Annotated in this window: 16 protein-coding genes and 1 tRNA gene; 14 read left to right on the forward strand and 3 right to left on the reverse strand. The window is 41.2% G+C overall.

Going from position 1 to position 25412, the window contains the following annotated elements; translation table 11 throughout:
• Positions 1-152 precede the first annotated feature (152 nt).
• A complete protein-coding gene (gene lptF / locus AAC000_RS05945; protein WP_339720959.1) occupies positions 153-1262 on the forward strand; it encodes an LPS export ABC transporter permease LptF in 1110 nt (369 codons plus the stop codon).
• The gene (lptG, locus tag AAC000_RS05950; protein WP_339720961.1) at positions 1255-2322 is read left to right on the forward strand and encodes an LPS export ABC transporter permease LptG; all 1068 of its coding nucleotides are present in this window, start codon (positions 1255-1257) and stop codon (positions 2320-2322) included. Before lptF ends, lptG begins: the two co-directional genes overlap by 8 nt.
• 235 nt (positions 2323-2557) lie before the next feature.
• Here lptG and AAC000_RS05955 read toward each other — a convergent pair whose 3' ends face one another.
• Positions 2558-3073 (reverse strand): RDD family protein, encoded by a 516-nt coding sequence (locus tag AAC000_RS05955; RefSeq protein ID WP_339720963.1) that lies wholly within the window; start codon positions 3071-3073, stop codon positions 2558-2560.
• Between the two features lie 384 nt (positions 3074-3457).
• On the opposite strand from AAC000_RS05955, the gene AAC000_RS05960 reads away from it, so the two are divergent.
• Positions 3458-4204: an SDR family oxidoreductase gene (locus tag AAC000_RS05960; protein WP_339720965.1), complete on the forward strand. Its 747-nt coding sequence runs from the start codon at positions 3458-3460 to the stop codon at positions 4202-4204.
• 287 nt (positions 4205-4491) lie between these two features.
• On the opposite strand, the gene AAC000_RS05965 is transcribed toward AAC000_RS05960, so the two are convergent.
• A complete protein-coding gene (locus AAC000_RS05965; protein ID WP_339720967.1) occupies positions 4492-5223 on the reverse strand; it encodes a FadR/GntR family transcriptional regulator in 732 nt (243 codons plus the stop codon).
• 266 nt (positions 5224-5489) lie between these two features.
• On the opposite strand from AAC000_RS05965, the gene AAC000_RS05970 reads away from it, so the two are divergent.
• From AAC000_RS05970 to AAC000_RS06005, 8 genes are all read left to right on the forward strand, one after another.
• Positions 5490-8549: a TonB-dependent receptor gene (locus tag AAC000_RS05970; RefSeq protein WP_339720969.1), complete on the forward strand. Its 3060-nt coding sequence runs from the start codon at positions 5490-5492 to the stop codon at positions 8547-8549.
• 138 nt (positions 8550-8687) lie between these two features.
• Entirely contained in the window at positions 8688-10940 is a 2253-nt protein-coding gene (locus AAC000_RS05975; protein WP_339720971.1) for a polysaccharide lyase 6 family protein, read from the forward strand.
• Positions 10941-11181: 241 nt separating this feature from the next.
• Entirely contained in the window at positions 11182-12483 is a 1302-nt protein-coding gene (locus AAC000_RS05980) for an MFS transporter (RefSeq protein ID WP_339720973.1), read from the forward strand.
• A 59-nt stretch (positions 12484-12542) separates the two neighbouring features.
• Positions 12543-13478, forward strand: coding sequence for a sugar kinase (locus tag AAC000_RS05985; RefSeq protein ID WP_339720975.1), 936 nt, complete (start codon positions 12543-12545; stop codon positions 13476-13478).
• A gap of 165 nt (positions 13479-13643) precedes the next feature.
• Positions 13644-14816 (forward strand): NAD(P) transhydrogenase subunit alpha, encoded by a 1173-nt coding sequence (locus tag AAC000_RS05990; RefSeq protein ID WP_339720977.1) that lies wholly within the window; start codon positions 13644-13646, stop codon positions 14814-14816.
• Positions 14816-15097 carry an NAD(P) transhydrogenase subunit alpha gene (locus AAC000_RS05995; protein WP_339720978.1) on the forward strand — a complete coding sequence of 94 codons (282 nt, stop codon included), beginning with the start codon at positions 14816-14818 and terminating at the stop codon, positions 15095-15097. Before AAC000_RS05990 ends, AAC000_RS05995 begins: the two co-directional genes overlap by 1 nt.
• A 9-nt stretch (positions 15098-15106) precedes the next feature.
• The gene (locus AAC000_RS06000) at positions 15107-16510 is read left to right on the forward strand and encodes an NAD(P)(+) transhydrogenase (Re/Si-specific) subunit beta (protein WP_339721413.1); all 1404 of its coding nucleotides are present in this window, start codon (positions 15107-15109) and stop codon (positions 16508-16510) included.
• A 150-nt stretch (positions 16511-16660) separates the two neighbouring features.
• A tRNA-Leu gene (locus tag AAC000_RS06005) sits at positions 16661-16745 on the forward strand.
• A gap of 364 nt (positions 16746-17109) precedes the next feature.
• Here AAC000_RS06005 and AAC000_RS06010 read toward each other — a convergent pair.
• Complete coding sequence (locus tag AAC000_RS06010; RefSeq protein ID WP_339720980.1) at positions 17110-18876, reverse strand: alpha/beta hydrolase-fold protein; 1767 nt, start codon at positions 18874-18876, stop codon at positions 17110-17112.
• A gap of 582 nt (positions 18877-19458) precedes the next feature.
• Here AAC000_RS06010 and AAC000_RS06015 point away from each other — a divergent pair.
• The 3 genes from AAC000_RS06015 to AAC000_RS06025 all read left to right on the forward strand — a co-directional run bounded on the left by AAC000_RS06015 (position 19459) and on the right by AAC000_RS06025 (position 25390).
• A complete protein-coding gene (locus AAC000_RS06015; protein WP_339720982.1) occupies positions 19459-21729 on the forward strand; it encodes a TonB-dependent receptor in 2271 nt (756 codons plus the stop codon).
• A gap of 131 nt (positions 21730-21860) precedes the next feature.
• Complete coding sequence (locus AAC000_RS06020) at positions 21861-24026, forward strand: SUMF1/EgtB/PvdO family nonheme iron enzyme (RefSeq protein WP_339720984.1); 2166 nt, start codon at positions 21861-21863, stop codon at positions 24024-24026.
• Positions 24027-24175: 149 nt separating this feature from the next.
• Positions 24176-25390 carry a CoA transferase gene (locus AAC000_RS06025; protein WP_339720986.1) on the forward strand — a complete coding sequence of 405 codons (1215 nt, stop codon included), beginning with the start codon at positions 24176-24178 and terminating at the stop codon, positions 25388-25390.
• The last annotated feature ends 22 nt before the right edge of the window (positions 25391-25412 follow it).

Here is a 25412-nt window from a genome sequence, read left to right on the forward strand (position 1 = left end):
AAGATTAACTTCAGCCGGACATAATCTGTAAATAAGATAGAGGCTGAGTGCTTTAAATTCGCACACTTTATAAATTAAACTTGTGAAAACGTTAAGTTTACTTAAAATTTCCCATAGTGCCACTAAAATACTACTTTTCCCTTGGATGTGTTGTGCTGATTTTCCGCTATTTAATGAAAGAAACTTTAAAGTCGCAAGTAGCAATTTTTATGCTGCTGATGGCTATTTTTATCACACAAAAATTTGTGAGAGTCTTGGCTGAAGCGTCTGAAGGTGAAATCCCCGCTGGATTAGTGCTGGGTTTTTTGGCTTTACACATGCCGGTATTAGCATCTTTAGTGTTACCCCTTAGTCTGTTTTTGGGGATCATGTTGGCTCATGGTCGTTTGTATGTAGACAGCGAGATGAGTGTTATGCGAGCCTGTGGCATCAGTGAGTGGTATGTCACTCGTGTTATGTTAATTTTGGCTTTGATTATGTCTGTTTTCACTGCCGGCCTAACCATGTGGCTAACGCCCTTATCTGTGGAAAGTACTTATCAATTAGAAGAAAAGGTCGGTGCCCAAAGCGGCCTAACTAGTCTTATCCCCGGGCGTTTTCAACAAACCGTTAATCAACAAGCGGTAATATTTGTACATGATATTGATAACAGCCCCAATCCATTAAGAAAAGTTTTTCTGGCGCAAAGAGATAGCGACGCTGATTCTGAAAACGTACGCATTGTGTATGCCTCTAGTGGCGGCATACAGGAGCAAGCAAACGGCGCACAAAAACTGATACTTAATCAAGGTAAACAGTATGAAGGTGAGGTGGGGCGTCAAGATTATCGTGTGGTTGAGTTTGAAGAGTATCAAATTCAAATTGCTGAACAACAGGCTGAGAAAAAGCGTAGGAAGTTAAGTGCCTATTCAACTAAAGTCCTGATGGATGACCCCTCTATCTATGCCTTAGCCGAATTACATTGGCGTATTGCTATTCCCTTGTCTTTGCCGTTTTTGGTGCTTATTGCAGTGCCTCTGAGCGCTGCCGATCCTAGGCAAGGTCGTTTCGGAAAAATGTTCCCCGCTTTGATGTTATATCTTGGCTACTTTATGTTATTGATGGCGGGTCGAAAGGCCTTAGAAGATGGCAATATACCCCCACAATTTGGTTTGTGGTGGGTACATGCAGTGTTGTTTTCTATTGGTATCGCCTTGTTACTCAAAGGCAGACCTTTTGGTGTGAAGATGCGGGCGCGATTAAAAGGGGAAGCCCGTGTTTAAAATACTGGATGTTTACATTGCTAAAACATTGTTAGCGACAACGGCACTGAGTTTGAGTGTGTTGGTAGGCTTGAGTGCCTTGATTAAATTTATTGAGCAAATGAAACAAGTTGGTCGTGGCAGTTATGATATGACAGTAGCCGCTGTGTATGTTTTGCTTAGCTTACCCAGAGAATTAGAGCAGTTTTTCCCTATGGCCACATTAATTGGTGGCTTAATAGGTATGGGGATTTTGGCAAGCAATAGTGAATTAGTGGTGATGCAAGCTGCAGGTCAAAGCCGTTGGAATATTATTATATCGGCCATGAAGTCAGCACTACTAATGGTGTTATTTGTTATGTTTATTGGTGAATGGGTCGCTCCTGTCACCGAAACTAAAGCGAAAGAGATCCGTACCCAAGCTATTTCTGGAGGTAGCCTATTTGCTTCTGACAGAATAACCTGGGCAAAAGATGGCGATAACTTCGTGAGTATCGGAGAAGTAGTCGATACTAAAACTTTGCGCAGGGTAAACGTTTACGAATTTGATGAAAATTTAGTACTAAGGCAAATCACCAGCGCCTTAGAGGCCAATTACAGTGAGAGTGGTTGGCAATTAAAGCAAGTGAAATATACCTTTATAGGCGATCAGCGGATCCGCTACCAACAACTTGAAAAAGGTGTATGGCAATCGACACTTACCCCGGATAAATTAGGTGTGGTGACGGTTAAACCCGAAGCTTTGTCTATTCGTGGATTAGCAGAATACGTAAATTATCGCAATAATAACAGCCTAGATCCTAGCCGATACGAGTTAGCCTTATGGCGAAAAGTGCTGCAACCTTTGTCTGTTGGTGTGATGCTGCTAATGGCATTATCGTTTATTTTTGGCCCATTGCGCAGTGTGACTATGGGCGCTAGGGTGATCTTAGGCGTGTTAACAGGCTTTGGTTTCTTTGTCAGTAATGAAGTGTTTGGGGCCGTAAGTTTGGTTTATCAACTTCCGCCTTTTTTGGGGGCTGCCCTGCCAAGTGTTGTTTTTGCAGCTTTCTCAATATTTTTGTTACAAAGGAAAGGTTAGGCTAAACCCGTGTTTTCGCTGTGTACTTTGTGCACACTGTGGTTTAAGTACTCCGTTGTTTGGTTTTTTATCAATAGAGGTTTTGCGTCACGAAGGACGCAGAGTATTGGGTGCTGAACGTTGAGCACCTAAGAGCTCGCAACACAGACACAAACAACTAATATGCTTTGCTGTTATTCCGCTTATTTTACACTCTAAATGAACTCGCGAACTGCGAGGGTAAGAATAGTTAAATCTACTCTTGTAACTTTTTCCATGCTTGATGATGGTTGTCTTCCTTACTCAGCACCAAAATTTCCGTACCAGCAATCCTATCTTGCAATGACTGTTTTGATTTGAAATCGAACAACACTAATAATGTGCCTAAACCTCCAAACGAACACAACAAACGCAAAAAAGCTCTGCCATAGCCAAAGGGTTTGTCATTGGTGCTGAATAAGCGTAATCGCCAGGCTCTCATGCCGATAGTTTGACCACCATTACGCCAAAACCATAAGAAAAAGCCCACAACCCATAAGGAAACCCAAACCTGTACAGCGAGTTGGTAGCTAAAGGAGTGTTGTATTAAATCACTAAAATGCGCATAACCTTGATTATCCAATATATTATTTTCTACTAATAACAACATAGATACCAAGATAACCATTGCCGCACACATACCTACAGCTACGGCTACTAATAGGTCATAAACCATGGCTGCTAGTCTGCGAAAGAAGCTTGCTCGAGAATGTTTTGGGGTTGTAGATGCCACAAATAAACCTTGAAAAATAAATCAGATATTACCAGTAAAACAGCGCCAGTATAAACTTTGAGACAAATATTATTGGTAATACAGTATTGCTTATTTATTGTTACATGGAATGTTAATAAAAGTATGTCTTTAGGCGTGTAAAAAGACGCTAAGGTGGCCCTTCGGGGATATTTTTTTACAGCATCTAATGTTAAAAATTAAATTTTAACGAGGTTATTGGTAATACCAAAAGCAATTAATTGGTTGACAAAGGGTGGGGCGTTGGTTATTTTTGTAAAGTAAACCTGATTGCTTGACCCACTTGATAAGGCTTTCTTCTTTGTCTATTGGTTACGAGTTGTAGGTTAAATGTTAATAATCTAAGTCGATGTAGTGGAGAGCTTTATGACAATGAAAGGCAAAGTGGCCATTGTAGCTGGTGGTGGTAGAGATATAGGTCGTGCTTGCGCAATTGAATTAGCACAACGTGGTGCTAAGGTAGTCATTACCTACCATTCAAGTGAAACGTCAGCCCAAAGTGCAGTAGCTGAAATTGAAGCTCTTGGTGGTAAAGCAATCGCTCTTCAAGCTGACCTGACAGATCAATCAAGTGTTGATGCGACGGTTAAGGCAACCTTAGATACCTTCGGTAAAATCGACTGCCTAGTACATGTTTCTGGTGGTTTATTAGCGCGAATTAAAATTGCAGATATGAGTATTGAACATTGGAACAATGTGATGAACTTGAATTTGACATCTTTGTTTATGATGAGCAAGGCCTGTATCCCTCATTTAGGTGCTGGTAGCTCAATAGTTACTCTTGCATCTCAAGCCGGCCGTGATGGTGGCGGTGGCGGAGCAGTCGCTTATGCAACGTCTAAAGGAGCTGTTATGACCTTCACACGTGGTTTGGCCAAAGAGCTCGGCCCAGATATCCGAGTAAACGGTGTGTGTCCTGGCATGATCAGTACTGGATTCCACGACACATTCACACCTGGAGAAGTACGTGAAAAAGTAGCCGGTATGACCTGTGCGAAACGTGAAGGGACGTCAGAAGAAGTAGCGAAACTTGTGGGGTTCTTGGCCTCAGATGAGTCTTCGTATATGACAGGAAACAATATTGATATCAATGGCGGAATGCTTTTTTCTTAGGATTCGCCATCACAACCAATTAATAATAAAAGTAGAATATTAGCTACTGTACCCTGCAAGGCCATGTTGATACATGGCCTTTTTTATTGGTTAGTTTTTTAATCAGCGTTCAATATATTTGAAATAACAGCAGATATAGCCGCGTGTTTTTTAAATATATAATTGAGATTTAATGTGGGAGTTGCAAAGGAAAACGGATGACTGCTATTACCCTATGGGGATGCAAGGGGATGTTTGAATAACGATTGTAAGGCACGATTTTAAAATCGTGCCTTACAAAACTAAACTTAAGAAACTAAATGACTCAGGGAATATAAGTCACGAGTTTGACTGGTTTGTCTTCTTACTTCTTCTAAGGCTCTTGCTTCGCTGGCTTCAAACAATGCATTAATAAGTCGATTAAAATGTAAGTGCATTGCCGCTCTAGCTGCTTGTGAGTCTCGATTAACCAATGCGCTATAAATAGCTTTGTGTTCGTCTAATCTCTTTGAATCACTCTGGCTGCATACGCCCTTATATGCCATTTTGACTGTTGGACTGGTTTCACGCATCGCCCATAAGCTAGTTACCGCCATCAAAACAGCACTGTTACGGGTCGCTGTTGATATGATCAAATGAAATTCTTTATCAGCCGCTTCAGGGTTGTCACCTTTTTCCATTTCAATCAGAGTTTGATTTAAGCGAACCAGTTCTTCTTCTGAAATGGTGGTAGCTGCAAGCGCAGCCGCTTCACCTTCTATCAATGCTCTGGCCTGAGTCAGTTCAAAGGCACTAATATTATGATGAACATTTTTCTTTTTGGAATTTTCTAATACGTACACACCTGAACCGGTTTTCACTTCAACTTTTTCAAGTACTTCAAGTGCAATAATGGCTTCTCGAATAGTCGGACGGCTTACTTCAAAATTTTCTGCAAGCTCTCTTTCTGGCGGAAGTCTACTGCCGGCAGGGTATTGTCCAGAATCAATAAGTGATTCTATCTTTTCGACAATAGTCCAAAACAGTCGCCTATTTTTCATCCTCTATTCCTCTCGTTATTTATACATACACTTATAATCGTATGATATATCGAACTGGTGTGTCACTTAAGCTTTTTTAACGTTATACCATAATGTTAACTAAATACCAAATTGGTAACATTAAATAAAGCTTAAATGTTATTACCAATAAAAACTATATTGGTAATATATCAAATGTAAAATTGGTTAATATTTGTTTGACAATGTATTTAACTATTGGTTACATTGTGCTGTCTGTACACTAAAAGTATAATGCGAGAGCACACATGATAAAACTAAATAAGATCAGTCGCGCTATGAGAGAAGGCACGTCTAGCCGTCTACTTAGCAAAACCGTATATGCATCAACGTTAGCTTGTATGATGGGGATGCCTGCAATGGCACAACAAACTGACACCGCTCCTGCCGTTGATGATTCAACTGAGGTGATTGAAGTTACCGGTGTTCGTAAAACCATTCAAGATTCTATTAGTATTAAAAAATTATCTACTAGCATAGTTGACGGTTTGTCGGCTGAAGATATTGGTGATCTACCCGCACTTTCAATCGGTGAAGCACTAGAAACGCTAACTGGTGCCTCGTCTCACCGTGAGCAAGGTGGCGCGACTGAAATATCTATTCGTGGATTAGGTCCGTTTTTAGGCAGCACAGTATTTAATGGTCGTGAAGCGGCTAATGGTAGTGGCGACCGATCAGTTAACTTCTCACAATTCCCATCAGAGCTTTTTAATAAAATAGCAATTTACAAAACTCAAGAAGCCAGTTTGATAGAAGGGGGTGTTTCTGGTCAAATTTCATTAGAAACCATGAAACCTCTAGACTACGGGAAGCGCCGTTTCCAAGCTGAAGTCAAAGGTAACTGGAATCCTGCTGAAAGTGATATAGATAATAGTGCCCGTGATTTTGGTTCACGTATTACCCTAAGTTTTGTGGATCAAATTGAAACCGACAAATTGGGTGATATTGGTTTTTCTATCGGCGCTCAAAAGAATTTAGCGACTAACCCTGAACAAGAAGCTCGAACTACAAGTGGTTGGAGAGATTGTCGTGTGGACCCTAGTTCTACAACTGGTGTATATGACGATGGTGGAGATTGTGACAATGGTGGCATAGACAATCAAGTCGACCCAGCTACAGGCGTATCACCTGATGCAGGTGTCCCTTATGTTTTTGTTCCTAGTTCGTATTCTTATCGCCAAAATACGACTGATGATGATAGACAATCTATATTCGGCGCTGTGCAGTGGCGACCAAACGAACAGTTTGAAATGAACATAGACGCTGAATATTCAAACCGTGACTTCAGTGAAATTAGAAATGATTTGGTCTTTGCAAGCAGCAGAAGATTAGATGACCCAACTGTTTCCCGTGATGGACAACTGCCTGTTGATCTGGTTATTACGGATGATGGATCTTTAGTTTCTGGAACATACAGACAAAGAATTGAAACCCTTAGTACTTACTTAGAACGTTTAGAGGAATATAAGGGGGGTGGTGTTTCATTTATTTATGACGCCAGTGACGTTTTGTCCATTAGTGCTGATTTTTCTGTTTCTGAAACAGAACGAGTAGAAAACCTTTATCACACACGTTTACAATCTGAACCAACTGATATTTTGGGAAATCCAGTATTAGGTGCAGCAGACGAAGGTTATATCAACACAGCCGTTGAAATTGGCCAAAATGGTTCGCTGATCCCCATTATGACAGTGCGAAATTTTGATGTGTCGAATCCTAATAATTTTGCAGATGCTGCTCGCACACGAGTAGACCTTAATCAATTCCGTAATAATAAAATAACCGCTTTTAGAACTGATTTTGAGTATTTAGCTGATAGTGAATTCATCAGTCAGTTAAAAGGTGGCCTACGATTTTCAAAATTGGAATTTGATAGCGCGCCGCGAGCTCGTGATGAATATACCAATAATGATGACACCGTGATGTATGAAGCCATCGCCAATTGTCAAAATAGTAGTTTTCCTGAGAGCGGGTTTTTATCTGCTGTTACTGGTGGCCAACCTTTGATCACTAACGTTGATTCACAAGGTAACGTCATCGCGCAAGGAACGGGTAATGCTTTTGCTTCTTTTGACCCCTTATGTATTGCCACTGCGGTTATAGGTGGCACGCCTGTGATTCCGGAACCAGAGCAGACGGTTGCCAATGTAGATGTACAAGAAGAAACATTCGCTGCTTATATACAAGCTGACTACGATACTGTCATTGGCGATTACCCTGTACGTGGTAATTTTGGGGTGCGTTATGTTAAGACAGACGTTACGTCAATTGGCCTAAGAGGACCTTTAGAAACGACCATTACCGATGTTGATGGTGTGCCTAGTATCACTAGCATTGATTTAGTGAGTGGAGCTGACTTGATTGCGGTTTCTGGCGGTAGTAGTTACTCAGAATTGTTACCTAGCCTCAATGTTGTCATGGAGTTGAATGATGATGTCTTATTAAGAGGGGCTTTATTTAGAGCATTGTCTCGCCCTTCTCCGTCAGATATGGGTTTTGGACGCACATTTACTGGTCTTACCGACGAAAGCGAAGGGGTTGAGTCAATTGATGTTGCCATAGGTACTGCCGTCGCTAACGGTAATCCAAACATCAAACCATTTACTTCTTGGAATGCTGATTTAGCCATTGAGTGGTATCCCAACGACGATACTATCCTAGCGTTTGGTGGTTATTACAAAACCTTTGAAGGCGGTTTTGAAAATGTTTCAACTAATGAAACCTTTACTGTAGATGGTCAAGCATTAGATACCTTAGTGACTGTGCAACAAACCACTAAAGACACTAGCACCATATACGGTGTCGAAATGACAGCGAGTCACGCATTTACTTACCTGCCAAGCTTTTGGAGTAACTTTGGGGTTAAGTTAAGTTATAACTGGGCTGATTCTGATTTCGAAGTAGAAGATGCGATTTTCGGTGCGTCTAATATTGTCGGTGCAGATGGGTCGGTTACAGAACGCATTGGACTAGTAGATTCTGCTGAGATCTTTGGCTTTTCAGATACAGTCATGTCAGGTCAGTTTTATTATCAAGATGGCGGATTTAACGCGCAGTTAATATACAAATACCGTAGTGAATATTTCCAACAATATGTCTCAACGCCAGGTAACTTGAGATATGTAGGTGACACAGGTGTGTATGAAGCGCGCGTTAGCTATAAGCTGAATAAAAACATTAAATTGTCTCTTGCGGGCATTAATTTGTTCGATGAACCTAAAAGACAATTCATCCCATCTCGAGAAAACTTCGGTGAGATCAATGTTTACGGACCTCGCATTTTTGCAGGGATCCAATACAAGCTATAACAAATGGCTAAACACGCTCTGATAGTCAGAATTTGTTTAGCCTAGTTATTAAACAACATGAGCTCTCTGTAATATTGAGAGCTCATTTTATTATTTTCACTATCTAATATTTAATTTATTAGTCACAAGAGCAATATTATGCCACGCAGTTTTTCCTATATCGTTTTTACCTATGTAGTTATTGTTTTATTCAGTCAAAATACATTTGCTAAAGAATATTTAGTAAAAACGCCTGACGAATATAAAAAAGTCACTTCAGACCTAGACGCTGGCGACGAAGTCGTTTTAGCAAATGGTGTTTGGACAGACTTTGAAGTTTTATTTAAAGCAAAAGGCACTGCACAAGCACCTATTACTTTGCGTGCTGAAACCCCAGGGCAGGTTTTCTTAACTGGTTTGTCTAACTTACGTTTAGCCGGTGAATATTTAGTGGTATCGGGTCTAGTGTTTAAAGACGGTTATACCCCAACTGGCGAAGTTATTTCTTTTAAGCAAAATGACGATAACTTGGCCAATCACAGCCGTGTCACCCAAGTGGTCATCGATAACTTTAGTAATCCAGAAAAGTTCGAACAAGATAAGTGGGTGGTCATGTATGGTAAACATAACCGATTTGACCATAGTAATTTGGTAGGAAAACGTAATGCAGGTGTCACCATGGCCGTGCGTCTACCCAATGAAAACAGTCAACAAAATTACCATCAAATAGACCATAACTATTTTGGTCCTCGACCAATATTAGGCTCAAATGGTGGCGAGACCTTACGAATTGGCACCAGCCATTATTCTTTAACTGATTCTTTTACCACTATCGAAAATAACTACTTTGACCGTTGTAATGGTGAAGTTGAAATTATTTCTAACAAGTCGGGCAAAAACCGCATTTTAAATAATGTGTTTTTTGAATCTCGCGGCACACTGACACTTCGTCACGGCAATGGTAACTTAGTCGAAGGCAATGTCTTTTTTGGTAATGGCGTAGATCATACGGGTGGCATTCGGGTCATTAATCGCGATCAAATTATTCGAAATAACTATATGGAAGGGTTAACCGGTTACCGTTTTGGCAGTGGCTTTACTATTATGAACGGTGTGCCTAATTCTACTATCAATCGCTATCATCAAGTTGATAACGCATTAATTGAAAATAATACCTTAGTTGATGTTGATCATATTCATTTTGCAGCAGGTAGTGATGCTGAACGAACTGCGGCCCCTATCAATAGTCAATTTCAAAATAACTTGATTTTTAACAGTAAAAACACTGATGGAATTAGTATCTTTGATGATATCAGTGGTGTGAAGTTTACGGGGAATTTAGTCTCAAAGGGTATCGAACCTTCAATTAATAATGGTTTTAAAGTGACTGACTTGACCATGGAACGGGCTGAAAATGGCTTGTTATATCCAGTAGGTAAAATGCCAAAAGTAGGCAGCTCTGAGACATTAAAGCCAATACAAAAAGACCAAGTCGGCGCTAGTTATTACCCAAAAACGGAACCTGATATAGATTTTGATTCTGGAAAAGTTATCGAAGTCACAGCCACTGAAAATGCACTGTTTAATGCTATCAATAATGCCAATTCTGGTGATGTACTCTTATTAGAAAATGGTGATTACTATATTGGTAAAGTTATCAAGTTGAATAAAACTATCACTATAAAGGCCAAAAATAGAAAACACGTTACTTTATATCCCGAACGTTCAACTTTTGTTGATATCAATAATTTTGGTAGTTTGAAGTTAGTTAACTTAGTTATCAGTGGAAAACGTGCACCGGACTCTGCAGGCAACACTTTAATACGTACGTCTAGAATTCCTATGCAACGCAATTATCGTTTAGAAATTGCAGGGAGTATTATTAAAGATCTGAATGTTAATCATTCATACCACCTTTTTGACGCTGGTCACAGAAGCCTTGCCGATTATATAAAAATTACCAATACAACAATGAGCCAAATCACCGGTGATATCATGCGCCTAAACAAAGAAACCGATGATTTAGGGATTTATAACGCAGAGTACATCTACTTCAACAATAATTTACTTGAAAATGTAGAGGGTGCTGTTGCTAAAGTGTACCGAGGTGGCACAGATGAAAGTACCTTTGGACCGCACTTTATAATGAAAGGCAATGTGCTTAAAAATGTTGGTAAAGGTAAGCGTAATAAAAATGCGGCATCGGTATCTCTGCACGGTGTACAAGTTGCACAAATCAGTGAAAACAAATGGTTTGATTCAGCCCCGGTAGACATTGAGCATACAGTAGGTGAACCGATAACAGCTGTGGCTAACAATGAGTTTACCGCTACGCTTGCGCCTAAAGTGGTTGAGCTGCGCGCCAGTGGGCCGCACACTGCCACCTTAGATAACAATATTATTAACAAGTAACAGCAAAGTTAGTTGCTAAATGAAAAGACACGAGTAGTGTTGAGTTAGGTTAATCGTTTAGCCAAATGAAAGTTGCTGTTATCACCAAAGAACAAACCCGATGTGATTCATATATGGTGAATGTGAAGAATTTGAAGTGTAAATAAGATTTGAGTGTTAATTGATAAAAACAGTAGTTTTTAACTAATTGTTTAATTCTCATAGATAAGATTTTTTAGCCAAATAATACGAGTAGAAGTATATGAAAATGAAAAATTTACGCTGGTGGGTAATAGCGTTAATCGCACTAGCCACAGTTATAAACTACATTGACAGGCAAGCGCTGAGTGTTCTTTGGCCTTATATGGGCAGTGAAATTTATCCTGAGAAAAATGCCGACCAACTAAAACAAGTTTTAGGAACCGTAAGCGTAGTCTTTTTATTCTCTTATGCGATAGGTCAGGCAGTATTCGGCAAAATTTTTGATTGGATTGGTACCCGTCTAGGTTTTGTTTTATCCATTGGTGTATGGTCTTTAGCAACAGCATTACATGCATTTGCTCAAGGCATTTTAACCTTTAGTATTTTCCGTGCACTCCTAGGTATGTCAGAAGCAGGTAACTGGCCCGGTGCAGCAAAAGCTAACGCCGAGTGGTTTCCAAGTAAAGAGCGTGCTTTAGCTCAGGGGATTTTTAATTCGGGCGCAGCAATCGGTGGTATTATCTCAGTGCCACTCATTGCGTATTTAGCATTATTCTTCAGTTGGAAGATTATTTTTGTCTTAATAGGTCTTGTGGGGCTTCTATGGTTAATTCCATGGTTAGTGTTAGTGAAAGCGCCACCCATTAAGCATCCTTGGATAACCGATGAAGAGCGTGAATATATCTTATCAGGCCAGAAAGCGGTTTCTGCTGATGGAAGTGAAGAAAAAGCAAATGAATACGTACCTACTTATGGAGAGATGTTGCGCCGTAAAGAAAGTTGGGGCGTAATTATTGCTACAGCTGCTATTGATCCCATTTGGTGGTTATTTATTGTGTGGATCCCCACCTATCTTGTAGAAGTTTACAATATGGACGTTAAAGGTTTAGCCATTATTGGTTGGGTGCCGTATGTAGGCGCCATGTTTGGCGCTTGGTTTGGTGGTCTATTATCTCAAAACCGAATTAAAGCCGGTTGGAGCGTTAACAAAACCCGAAAAGCTGTGATTGTGCTGGGGTGTTTAATCATGCTGCCTTCATTGTTATTGTTATCTAATCCAGGAAGTGCTAACAGTGCAGTTCTTATTATGGCTGCAATATTATTTGGTTTTCAAACGTCCATTGGTAGTATTCAAACATTACCTAGTGATATGTTAGGTAAAGACAGTGTGGGTTCGTTAGCGGGTTTCGCGGGTATGGCTGCGAAATTTTCAGCTGCAGGTTTAACTGCAACGGTTCCATTTTTGACCGCTGGGGCAAACTACCACAACGTTTTCATTCTTGGTGCGGCGTTGGCTACTATAGTCATGCTAAGTATTTTGTTCCTTTGCCCTAAAATAGAGCCTCTAAAAAGTAATAAGTAAAAACTAATTTTAATTAAGGTTCGCAAGTTTTTACTTGCGAACAATATCCAAGGTTTACCATGCAAAAAATAGTATTAATGGGCGAATGTATGCTTGAACTTCGCCAAGCAAAAGATGGGGTAATGAATCAGTCATTTGCTGGTGATACTTTTAATACAGCAGTCTACATGAAGCGACTATTTGCACAGCAAGACATCGCTTTTATGACAGCAGTTGGGCAAGACACTATTAGTCAACAAATGGTCGCTGCATGTAGTGCAGAAGATCTTAATAACCAGTATGTGCTTGCTAAAAGCGACAGAAATCCTGGCATTTATTTAGTGCAAACAGATGAGCAGGGTGAGCGTTCATTTTTATATTGGCGCGATAGTTCTGCCGCTAAACAAGTGATGCAATATGTCGATCAAGGCGTTATCGATGCGCTTTGTAAAACTGATTTGTTTTTCTTTTCGGGTATCTCTATAGCGATTTTAGAGCCCCAAGATAGAGATGCGTTTTGGGCGATGTTAGCGCAGCTAAAAGCAGCGGGTGTAAAAATTGGTTTTGATCCCAATTATCGCCCTCGTCTTTGGAATGGCCCAGACGAAGCCAAAGCAGAATTTGCCAAAGCCTATGCTGCAAGCGATATCATGCTGCCGGGTGTGGATGATTTTAAACAGCTTTACAACATAGAAACATTAGAAGACATCCTAGCGTTTTGTAAGCCGTTTGATATCACTGAATTGGTGCTTAAAAATGGTCCAGAGAGTGTTTATTGCCAGTTAGCGGATGAGCTCACACATGTGGCCATTACACCAGTAACCAATGTTGTTGATACGACCTCTGCCGGTGATTCCTTTAATGGTGTTTATTTGGGAGCCAGATTAGCAGGGCATGATGTTACCGCCTCTGTTGAACTTGCAGCTGCCTCGGCGGCCATTGTGATCCAGCACCCTGGTGCTATTGCGCCAAGTAATGCATTCGATACTATCCATTCAGCCTTAGTTCAAAACTAGCATTAACAAAATTAAACCAGCCACCATGCTGTAAATACAGCTGGTGGCTTTTTTTTGCCTCATTAAAAATCCTGTCATTATCATATTGAACATAAATACTGTGAATTTACATTCTATTCTTAAATAAGACATATTTATTATAGTGCATTTAATTTTGAGGTATTTATGACGATTTTGGTGTTCCCTGCTGAACTAAAGCCACAGGAAAAGCGCTGTGCTGTGTTACCCGCTAACGTTAAGGCGTACAAGTTATTAGGTGCGACCGTGCAGGTGCAGGCGGGTATAGGCGCGTCTCTCCATGTGAGTGATGAAGACTATGTGGCAGCAGGTGCCGACGTTGTGGCAAGTCGCAGTGAGTTATTAACCCATGCTGACATAGTGCTGAGTTTGCATAAGCTTAGTGAGGACGACTTAGAACATCTAAAGCCCCACACCGTCATTGTCAGTTACTTAGACCCTTTCAATGAGAAGGCGTTTGTGACGCGCTTATGTGACAAAAACATTACTAGCGTTAGCATGGAAATGGTCCCCCGCATTAGTCGCTGTCAAAAAATGGATGCCCTTAGTTCTCAGGCCAGCTTGGCGGGTTATGTAATGGTGATGCAAGCGGTGAATCACCTAGCCAGTGTGTTACCTATGATGATGACTCCGGCTGGCACACTTAAACCCGCAAAGGTCTTTGTTATTGGAGCTGGGGTCGCTGGTTTACAAGCCATTGCCACAGCAAAACGTTTAGGTGCCAGCGTAACTGCTTTCGATACTCGAACTGTGGTTGCCGAGCAGGTGCAATCCCTAGGGGCAAAGTTTTTACATATAGATTTAGGCGAAACCGGTGAAACCGGGCAGGGATATGCGCAAGCTTTGACCCCAGAGCAGATGCAAATTCAGCAGCGAGAACAAGCCAAATGTATTGCCGATTCAGACATAGTGATCACCACTGCACAATTGTTTGGACGTAAACCGCCACAGCTTATTGATCTGCAAACAGTGGAGTCTATGCAGGCTGGCAGCGTGATCGTGGATATGGCTGCCGAAAATGGCGGTAATGTTGAAGGCAGCGTGTCGGGTGAAGTTGTTAAACACCAAGGGGTGACCATTATTGGCACAGGCAGTTGGGCTAATGGTGTGGCTAAACATGCTACCCAGATGTATGCCAACAACCTGTTTAATCTGATCAGCGAATTTTGGCACCAAGAAGATAATATTTTCACCTTGCATCTTGAAGACGAAGTGCAGTCTGGCTGCATCATTACCCATAAAGGGCAAGTGGTGAATGCCATGCTTCAGTCTATTTATGCCGCAAATGTTTCATCCACAAAAGAAAAAGAGGAAGCCTAATGGACGCCGTATATTTACTGTTTATTTTATTATTGTCGATTTTTGTTGGTTTTGAACTGATCCAAAAAGTCCCTGCGACCTTGCATACACCTTTAATGTCGGGAGCAAATGCCATTTCTGGTATCACAGTTGTGGGTGCACTGGCCTTGGCTGGCAGCGACAACATGGCCGACTATTCCACATACTTAGGTGCATTCGCCGTCTTTTTGGCAACCATAAACGTTGTGGGTGGCTATTTAGTTACCGACCGAATGCTCGCCATGTTTAAGAAAAAGCACTAGGAAAATATGATGATTGAAACCAACACCACTGATCTGATAATTAACTTCAGCTATGTGCTTGCCGCGGCTTTATTTATTTTTGGTCTAAAGTTACTGGGCCATCCTTCGTCAGCTCGCAAAGGCAACTTACTCTCTGCCGTAGCCATGCTAATTGCCATTGTTGTGACTATGTTCGACAACAATATTGTGAGTTTTCAGGTGATAGCCATTGCGATGTTAGCGGGCAGCGTATTAGGTGTGCTTGCTGCGAGGATAGTAGCCATGACCGCCATGCCTGAAATGGTGTCTTTATTAAATGGTATAGGTGGATTGGCCAGTTTATTTGTAGCTTGGGCGACAGTTGCAGGTAACAATGAGATCTCTGCTTTTACTATGATAGTGACTTTTTTGGCCTTGTTAATTGGCGGCGTGACGTTTTCTGGAAGCCTGATTGCATGGGCCAAACTCAGTGAACGTATTACCGGCCGCTCAGTCACTTTTACTGGACAAGCTGTGTTTAATAGCCTGCTAGTATTGACCATTATTTTTACTGCTTACCTCTTTGTGGCGCAACCTACAATGTTAAGGGGGCTGAACATTGATTTTAATCTGGTGTTGTATGTGGCTATAGGATTAGCTTTGTTATTTGGCATTATGCTGGTATTACCCATAGGTGGGGCTGACATGCCAGTGGTTATATCACTGCTTAATTCCTACTCGGGACTGGCCGCCTGTGCCGCCGGGTTTGCCTTGCACAATAACATCCTAATAGTTGCCGGTTCATTAGTGGGGGCCAGCGGTATTATCTTGACCAATATTATGTGTAAAGCCATGAATCGCTCGTTAACTAATGTGTTATTCAGTGGTTTTATGCCTGTGACCAAAACAGACATGGTGATAGAAGGAGAGGTGAAACCCCTCTCAGCCGAAGATGCCTATTACGTGCTCGAAGCCGCTCAGTCTGTGGTTGTTATCCCTGGTTACGGCATGGCAGTGGCACAAGCGCAACACGCCATGAAAGAGTTACAACAACTGTTAGAAGAAAACGGCGCCGAAGTGGCCTATGCCATTCACCCTGTCGCGGGCCGAATGCCAGGACACATGAACGTACTCTTAGCCGAGGCCGATGTATCGTATGAGCAGTTATTTGAAATGGACGAAATCAACAAACGTATTCAAAACTTTGATGTCGCTATGGTGATTGGTGCCAACGATGTGGTCAATCCCGCCGCCCGAGAAATGAAAGGCAGTCCCATTTACGGCATGCCAGTCATTAATGCGGATCTTGCGAAAAACGTCTTTGTACTAAAACGCGGCATGGCCTCGGGTTTTGCAGGTATCGATAACCCACTGTTTTTCAAACCCAACTGTCGCATGATATTTGGTGATGCCAAAGAAACATTAGGCTCGATGATTAGGCAATTTTCCGATTGAGTCAGCCGCAATAGCGTGATGACACCTTGGCTGATTAAAAAGTCAGCAATGAGTCATGATAATGTCACAAAAAACTTGCAAGGCAGGCGCTGCTCGCTATAATGCTCGCCTCTTGTCGTTTGGTTCAACCAAACGACAGATGTTTGCAAAGCCAGTGTGATGGAATTGGTAGACATGACGGATTCAAAATCCGTTGCAGCAATGCGTGGCGGTTCGAGTCCGCCCACTGGTACCACTTTGCAAATAACAATAAACCGACTTATGTCGGTTTTTTTGTGTTTGGGGTTTGGGTAAATAGGAAAGCTTGGATTACCCGATTATAGGGATTAATAGCATAGCCTGTCTGGCACCTGCATCTATGCAGGTTTTGACTCGAATCCTTTCGAACTATATTGTGCTGTTTTTAAGACTGCTCGTAATATTAATTGCTGCAAAATAGGCTCCCAGCCTACCAGGTTTCAAAGTATATTTGTCGCATTCCAACTAGAATTTCTGTTGGAAGAAAAAAAGTTAATTCGGCTTTTAGAGCAACTTTATGGGCGAATTAGCTATCTGCTTCATTTTGTTTAAAGCGAATGCAAAAATTGAGTTACTCGTTGTTAAAAAGATCGAGATAATCCATTCGCAAACATAAATTGTATACCTTGTTGAAAACCTACAGCCCAAACATCAAGGTCATGGCCACCATTCAGAATACTTAATTGCACTTGGCTGGGTATGCAATGGGCTTTTTCTTGCTCGGCACATTGGGTGAGTTGCTGCTGCAAAGTGACTGCCTGTACTTCCATATTATAACGATGTGCATCTTTTGGCAGATCATCTTTTTCACTTATATGGTTCCAATCGTCATCTCCAGTAATAAGGTAAATTGGGACTCTATGTTTTTGTGATAGATAAGACCGCAGCGCAACTGGGTAGTTGAGTGTGTTCCATTTGGATAGGCTAAAAGGTTCGCCAAATGCTCCCCGTGTCACTGCCCCAGATGTGATGGGCGCATCGTCATGCTGAATTGCTGGACTTAATAACACGGCAGAGCTAAACAGTTTTGGATAAACAAGGGAATAGCGTAAAGCGCCATACCCTCCCATAGAAAATCCAACTATACCCCTTCCTGATTTTTGGCTTATCGTTCGATATTTGGCATCTACTTCTGGTATCAGTTTTTGAATAACTATTGACTCTATAGGGCCATATTTTTTCGAATCAATCCAGTAGCTATTGCCGGTGATAGGTGCAATAGCAACAACGGGAGGGATCCTTTCTTGCTCAATCATTGTATCTAAAATCGGCCAAAATTCGTTCCAACTTGTTTCATTTCCAGCGCTACCGTGTAGTAGATATAAAACAGGGTATTTAATATCGCTATTACCGTTGTAGGCATAGGGTAAATAAACTTTATAAGATAGTTTTATTGGAGTCTGTTTTAGTGAAGTCTCACCACTTAACTGATTGGTCAGTACCTGCCCTTTGTTGGCTGCCTGAAATATTGAAGGATCATAGAGGGGGGGCGCTAAAGGCCTCTTTTTGTAATCAAAAAAGAATTTCAAGCTTTCTTCAATCCCGTTTATCCAAGCATTTTTTGTCGGACTTCCGTACAAAATTCTTAATTCGGCAGGATTTGCTGGGACATCATTGTATTTACTAAATTTTTTCTGAAACACGTTGGCTTTATGCAGTTGTTGGTATAACTGTACTGCTTGTATGTTGTTAGTTACATCCTCAGTTTGCGAATGGTGTAATTGATGGTCTGGGTATGAGTCCTCAATATCTTTCCCTGCAATAATAAAAAGCGGAATTCGCACTGATTGCTCCACATAGCGAGCAATAGAACGAGAGACTAATTCTTCATCCCATTGATTTTGACTAAATAGGCCTGGAAAATTGAGAGTGACAATGCCCTTAAATAACTCAGGATGAGTAAGTCCAAATACCGTGCTGACTAGCCCACCAATCAATAATCGTCCATCAGGTTGTGAGCGTGAGTTATAATGCTTGTCCACACAGTTAATCGCTTCCTGTATTACTTTGTATTGAGACAAAACAATATTTTTTGTATCACCTATAACAGTATTTTCTACTTCCACTACCACAACGATGACAGGTTCAATAACCCCTTTGCTTATCATATTATCGAAAGTGTCATAAATTTTGTTGCGCTTGTTGTCGCTTAATTTCTCAGAACTTAATATATATATAACGGGATAGCCGAGACTGCGATTTTTATCATACTCTTTAGGAACAAGAAGCTGATGAACAGTGGGTAATTTACTTGTCACAATATCCTCAACAGCGCAATTGAGGGCGTTCGCAGGCAGCCAAATGTCCATCAAAAAGACCAGCATATATGCGCAACATGTTTTAGACATCAAATCTCATTGTTAATTTATTGTAGGTTTCCATGTTTTTGAATATAACTAAAAGTTGCTAAAGAGTTAACTCAGTGGCTCTTAATTCAAAACATATGGATACTATCGTTTTTCGCAATATCTACCAGACTTTAGTAAAAGGCTAATAGTTTTTGACTAACTTCTCAGATATAAATATGACAAGTGACATTAAAAATTTTACAAGTTAGTACCTTAAAGTAATTCAAGTTTGAGCAAATAAAAATTCAATTTCACGTTATTATGCCCCTTTGGCAGCGCTATGATGCGCATTTCATCTCAAGTTTATACGTTTTTCCCTATCCAATTTATCCTCCATATGGCTAGTTTTGCAGCCCTTGATGTAGGTTGTTTTATTTGTATAAGACTTGAGAAGTAACTTTATCTTTATTCTGAAGATACTGTTGAGGGATTTTGTTCATCATTTGGTTACCGTATATTTTTTGTGTGAAACATATTCTTTACATAAATTTTACAGCTTGACGGTTATTTTCATTGATTGTTTCAGGCTAGTTGAACTGGCTTTTGTTAAGTCGAGAACACATATTTTATAGAGGCTAAAAAATGCATAATAAAAAAATGAAAAAATTGTCCGCAATAATTATTGCTAATATGGCGATGCTGCCATTATTGCCCACGACTTCTTTTGCGCAGCAAGCCGCTGAAAGCACTGAAAACTCTACTAGTGATGAACAACAATCGATAGCTAGCGTTGAGAAAATCATTGTTACTGGTTCTAGACAGCCCAAAGCTGCAAATAAAATTCCCGGCGCCATTAATGTTATTTCTCAAGAGGAAGTGAGTCGCAATATCGCTTTGACCTCTGATGCAACATCGTTACTAACCAGAACCATTCCTGGGTATTCAGAATCCACTCAACAAATGTCTAATTCAGGGGAAACCCTTCGTGGCCGTGTCGCATTAAGGTTATTTGACGGCGTACCTCAAGGCTCTCCATTACGAGAAGGGAATCGGGCAGGTATTTTTACTGATATGGGAATTATCCAACGCGTAGAGGTTATTAATGGTCCTTCAGCCTCTGAAGGTGTTGGCGCCGCGGGTGGGATTATTAATTACATTTCACGTACTCCTACTAAAAGAGGGACAGAAGTCACTTTGTCATCTCAATATCGAACTCAGTTTGAAGACGATAGTGAAAGTTGGAGACTAGGTTTTAATGTGGCACACCTAGAAGATAATTATGACTTAGTTTTGGCTGCGTCTTTTTCTGAAACAGGCATTGGTTACGATGCAGATGGCCGTCGCATTGGTTTAGGCACTAGTGGTTCTGCAATGGATTCAGAATCTGACAATTTGTTTGTAAAAGTGGGGACCAATTTTGGCGATCAGGACGAGCAACGTCTAGAACTGTCTTTAAGCCGTTTTAACATAGCTGGCCAAGGTAATTATATTTTAGTCGATGGTGACAGAGAGACAGGCCTAAGTAGCACTTCAGAGCCTGGACGTCCATTAGGAGCAAGAGCAAGCTTTAACGATTTTAGTCAACAGAGCCTGACCTATACCCATGACGATTTTCTTGGCGGTTCTTTTTGGGTTCAGTATTATAGCGCTGATCAAGGAATGCGTTACGAGGCCGAAAATAGTATTGACAAACAAGATCCTTTAATTGCACCAATAGCACTAGATGAAAATGGTGTGCCAATTAGTGATTTTCCATTAATTGATCAGTCGGAGATCCATTCTGATAAAGAGGGCTTGAGATCTTCTTGGACGAAATTAGATATCTTTGGAGTCAGAGATTTAGAGTTACAAGTTGGCTTGGATGTTGTGACAGATACGGCTCAGCAACTCTTAGCACTGACTAATCGTGTTTGGGTCCCGCCTATGGAATACACCAGCAAAACGCCTTTCTTCCAACTTTCTTATGACTTAGGTGATGTTACTGTAACCGGCGGAGTTCGTCGTGAAGATGGTCAATTAAAAGTGGATGACTACACTACAACCTGGTACCGCGACCGTCGTGAAGTCTCTGGTGGTACCTTAGATTATCAGGAAACATTAACCAATTTGGGTGCAATTTGGCGAATAACTGACGATTTTTCCGCATATATTTCTACAGCTAAAGGCTTCACACTGCCTAACGTTGGTATTCCTCTACGTAACATTAGTTGCTCCAACGATACCAGTGAAGGTGGTGTGCCGTTTGGCGGCACGCAACCTGATGGATGTCCTAACGATGATCCTATTTCAGTAGATGGAATTCTTGACTTACAACCTATAGTTGTACAAAACAAAGAGATAGGATTTAACTGGAATGGTGAGCGGGCCAACTTTGGGGCATCGTATTATCTGTCTGACTCAGAATTTGGGGTGAGCTTAAGAGTCGACCCTGAAACTGAAGATTATATTATGCTGCGTAGACCGACTGAGATTAAAGGTTACGAGATGACTGCGGGTTACAAAGTCACCGACGCCATTGAACTGAATGCTATGTATTCACATACTGAAGGTAAAACTCGTACCGGAGATACTGGACCCCTTGATCGCGAAATGGGAATACGTGATGTTGGTCCAGACAAAGTGGTGCTAACCGCAAACTGGATGTTTTCAGATGAAGGTATGGTTGTACTTGGTGCTCGCACTGTACTTGATAATGATATAAACGAAGGTCAAGCAGGTGAAGAGCATATAGACGGCTATACTCTTTTTGACTTAAATGCTAATTATCAATTAGACAATGCCACGTTCAGCGTAGGGATAGATAACCTGTTAGATAAGTCATATTTCTTAAGTCATTCTCAGGTTGACCAGTGGAGAAATTATTTTAAAGGTCAAGGTCGTATAGTTAGTTTGGGCTATACGTTAAAATTCTAAGGTTATAAAACTTGCCCTCGGAATAGGCCGAGGGTAAGACAAGTTCCACTGCATATCTGATATATTATTAAAATAATTCTGTTACTCCAGTTAGTTACGCGGAGTCCACACAATAAGCTGCATGAGTTTCTATGACTGATAAAAAGTACAACATACCGGCCCCAAAACCGAAGATAGCTGAATTTGAACAACCCCATACTTTACCAATTCATTTACCGACACCGGGCGAACCAACACCTTGGCCATTTCATAAAATTGGTGAGTGGAAAATTGACGTAAATGCAGGTGTCGATAAGTGGCGCCATGGTATGAAAGTTTGGCGCCAAGAGCATTTGATTAGAATGGGATATGACGATGCCCAATATAAACGTGAGGAACTACTCTGGTCACAGAGTAACTATGTTCATACGCAAATGATGGTTGAAGACCGTTACTTTTATGATCCTGTCGCAAGACAGTATACGGTAGATAAATATCTTGATGACTTGGAAGCTCGATTTGGTGGGATAGATAGTGTTTTGCTTTGGTACATTTATCCAAATATCGGTATTGATGATCGCAGCCAACATGACTTAGTTGATTCATTGCCAGGCGGCCTTGAAGGATTGAAGCAGGTTGTTGCAGATTTCCATCGCCGTAATGTGCGGGTGTTTTTGCCCACTATGCCTTGGGACAATGGTACCAGAGATAATGGTAAAACAGATTGGCAAGCAATGGCCGAACTTGCTGCTGAAGTGAACGCTGATGGCATCAATGGCGATACGTATTTCAGTGTTCCCCATTCATTTAGAGTCGCCTCAGATAACACCGGTCATCCAGTAGTATTGCAACCGGAAACCTGGCCGTTGTCAGATGAAGCATTGATGTGGAATAACCAAACTTGGGGAAAAGCCTCGACCTCTTTTATACCTGCAGTGAGCAAATTAAAATGGTTAGAACCGAGACATTTAACTAATGTCGAGAACCGTTGGGCGAGAAATCGTACCGATGATTTTCACTATATTTTCTTTAATGGCCATGGTTATAACGCTTGGGAAAACATTTGGGGGATTTGGAATCAATTTACTCCCAGAGACGGAGAAACTTTGCGTCGTATCGCTACTATTTTCCGAAAATTTTCCACTTTGCTTGTTAGCCCCAATTGGGAGCCCTATGCACAAACTCTGCAACAAGGTGTCTTTGCAAGCGCGTTTCCTAGTGAACAAATGACCTTGTGGACTGTGGTCAATCGTAATGAATACGAATTATCTGCTGAGCAATTAGTTGTTAATCATCAGGCAGGTTCGCGTTATTTCGATATTTGGAATGGCGTTGAGCTAAAAGCCAGAATATCCAAAGAAAAGGCAATATTACATTTTGATATGGAGTCTAAAGGATATGGCGCTGTATTAGCGGTGAAAGAAAATAATAGTATTAATGGATTAACGGTCTTTTTAGAGCAAATGAAGCAGTTAGCTGCTAAGCCGTTGCAACACTATTCCGGTGCTTGGAAAGCGCTCGAACAAAAGATGCTAGATATTCCTGCAACTGCACCAAAAGCTGAAGCGCCTAAAGGCATGATTGCGATTCCTGGCGGTGGTTTTGATTTTAAGGTCGGTGGGATAGAAATTGAAGGTTTCATGTGGGCAGGCTTAGACTTCCAGTATCCTTGGGAAAACTTGCCGCGTCGTGCCCATCATCACTACATGGAAATTTCACCATTTTTTATGGATCAATATCCTGTTAGCAATGCCGATTATTTTAAGTTTGTCAATGAGACTGGTTATCACCCTCAAGATGATTTCAACTTCTTGAGGGATTGGCTCGATGGTAAACCCCAAAAAGGTTGGGAGAATAAACCCGTAACTTGGGTGTCCATTGAAGATGCAAGAGCATATGCAACTTGGGCAAATAAGCGCTTGCCTAACGAATGGGAATGGCAATATGCAGCACAAGGCACAGATGGGCGTTTGTTCCCTTGGGGCAACAGTTGGGATGCTGACGCTGTGCCAGCAATCAATCATCAAAGAGATTTATTACCTCCAGCCAATGTTGATGCCCATCCAACCGGCGCTAGTCCATTTGGCGTAATGGATATGGTTGGAAATGTTTGGCAATGGACAAATGAATTTATCGACGAACATACCCGTGCAGCAGCTTTGCGTGGAGGATCATCGTATCACCCAGCTACATCTCATTGGTATTTTCCACAGGCCTATCAGTTAGATCAACACGGTAAATATTTACTGATGGCGCCCTGTAAAGACAGATCTGGAATGCTCGGATTTCGTTGTGTTGTTGATACTAATCGAGATTAGTTGCTTGTTTTAATGAATGACGGGAATAAACATTTTGTATGGTTTGATGAAAGTACCATTCTATTTATTCTCGCTTTAAAGTCGTACAAACTTATCTGATTGGGTAATCAATTTTGACTATTCTCTCATTGGAGTAGTGGAGGAAGTTTATGAATTCTAAACCAGAATATTCTTTATCAACAAGAGCTGGAGCCGATGGACCGCTAAGTGGCGTTCAGGTAATAGATTTAAGTGCATATATTGCAGGGCCATATGGTTGTACCTTATTGGCGGATCAGGGGGCTGATGTCATTAAAATTGAACCTCCTAGTGGAGACAATATGCGTAAATATCCCACAACCTTGGAAGCTGAACACAGAGGTTTTCTTGGGATTAATCGCAGTAAACGTGGACTGGTCCTAGATCTTAAAAGTCAGGAAGGTCATGAAATATTGATGAAATTGGTAAAAAAGGCCGACATTTTAGTGCATAACTTTCGCCCTGGCGTACCTGAACGGCTCGGCATCGATTTTGAAACCCTAAATTTGATAAACCCCAGACTAATATATTGTGTAGTTACTGGTTATGGTGAAACTGGGCCATTAAAGAACAAGGCTGGCTTTGACCAGGTATTACAAGCGATGAGCGGAATTTGTTCTATGCAAGGGATACGTGGTAAAACGCCTGAAATAGTTAACGGTTCAGTTGTTGATTATTATGCTGCCGCATTAATCTCTGGTGGCGCTTCATCTGCTTTATATGAACGTGAACGCAGTGGGTTAGGGCAATATGTTGGGGTGTCGTTATTACGCAGTGCTTTAACGATGCAATCAGCTAGGCTTGTCTGGGCTGAAGGAGAGCCAGCTAACATTGGACGAGATTTCCGATCAGGAGGAATAACCGGCATCCATCCAGCCAAAGAAGGGTATATATATTTATCTGCTAATACACCACATTTTTGGAAAGCTCTTTGTAATAAAGTTGGGCTTCCGGAGTTAGCGGCTTCCGAGCGCTACGATAGTATTCGTAAAAGAGCTGAACATGCTGCAGAAATTGTACCTTTGTTACAAGCCGCATTGATGAATAAAACAGCCATTGAGTGGGAGACTCTATTTGGTAATGACGTGCCATGTGCCGCTGCTCGGCAAATTGAAGAAGTATTTAACCATGAGCAGGTTGTGGCAGAAGACATGATGACCACATTTGAACATCCATTGGTGGGTACATATCAGGGAATGACCCGAGCTATTAAATTTGGCCGTACACCAGGACCTAAACCTTTTGCTGCACCAGTGTTTGGGCAACATTCAGATGCTGTATTGGAGCAGCTCGGCTTTACCGAATTACAACGGAATAAACTGCGAAATGATAGCGTAGTGAAGTAAACCTATTCATGCCTATTGGTTT

Origin of the sequence: uncultured Paraglaciecola sp. (genome assembly GCF_963977085.1) — a bacterium.
Taxonomy (GTDB): domain Bacteria; phylum Pseudomonadota; class Gammaproteobacteria; order Enterobacterales; family Alteromonadaceae; genus Paraglaciecola.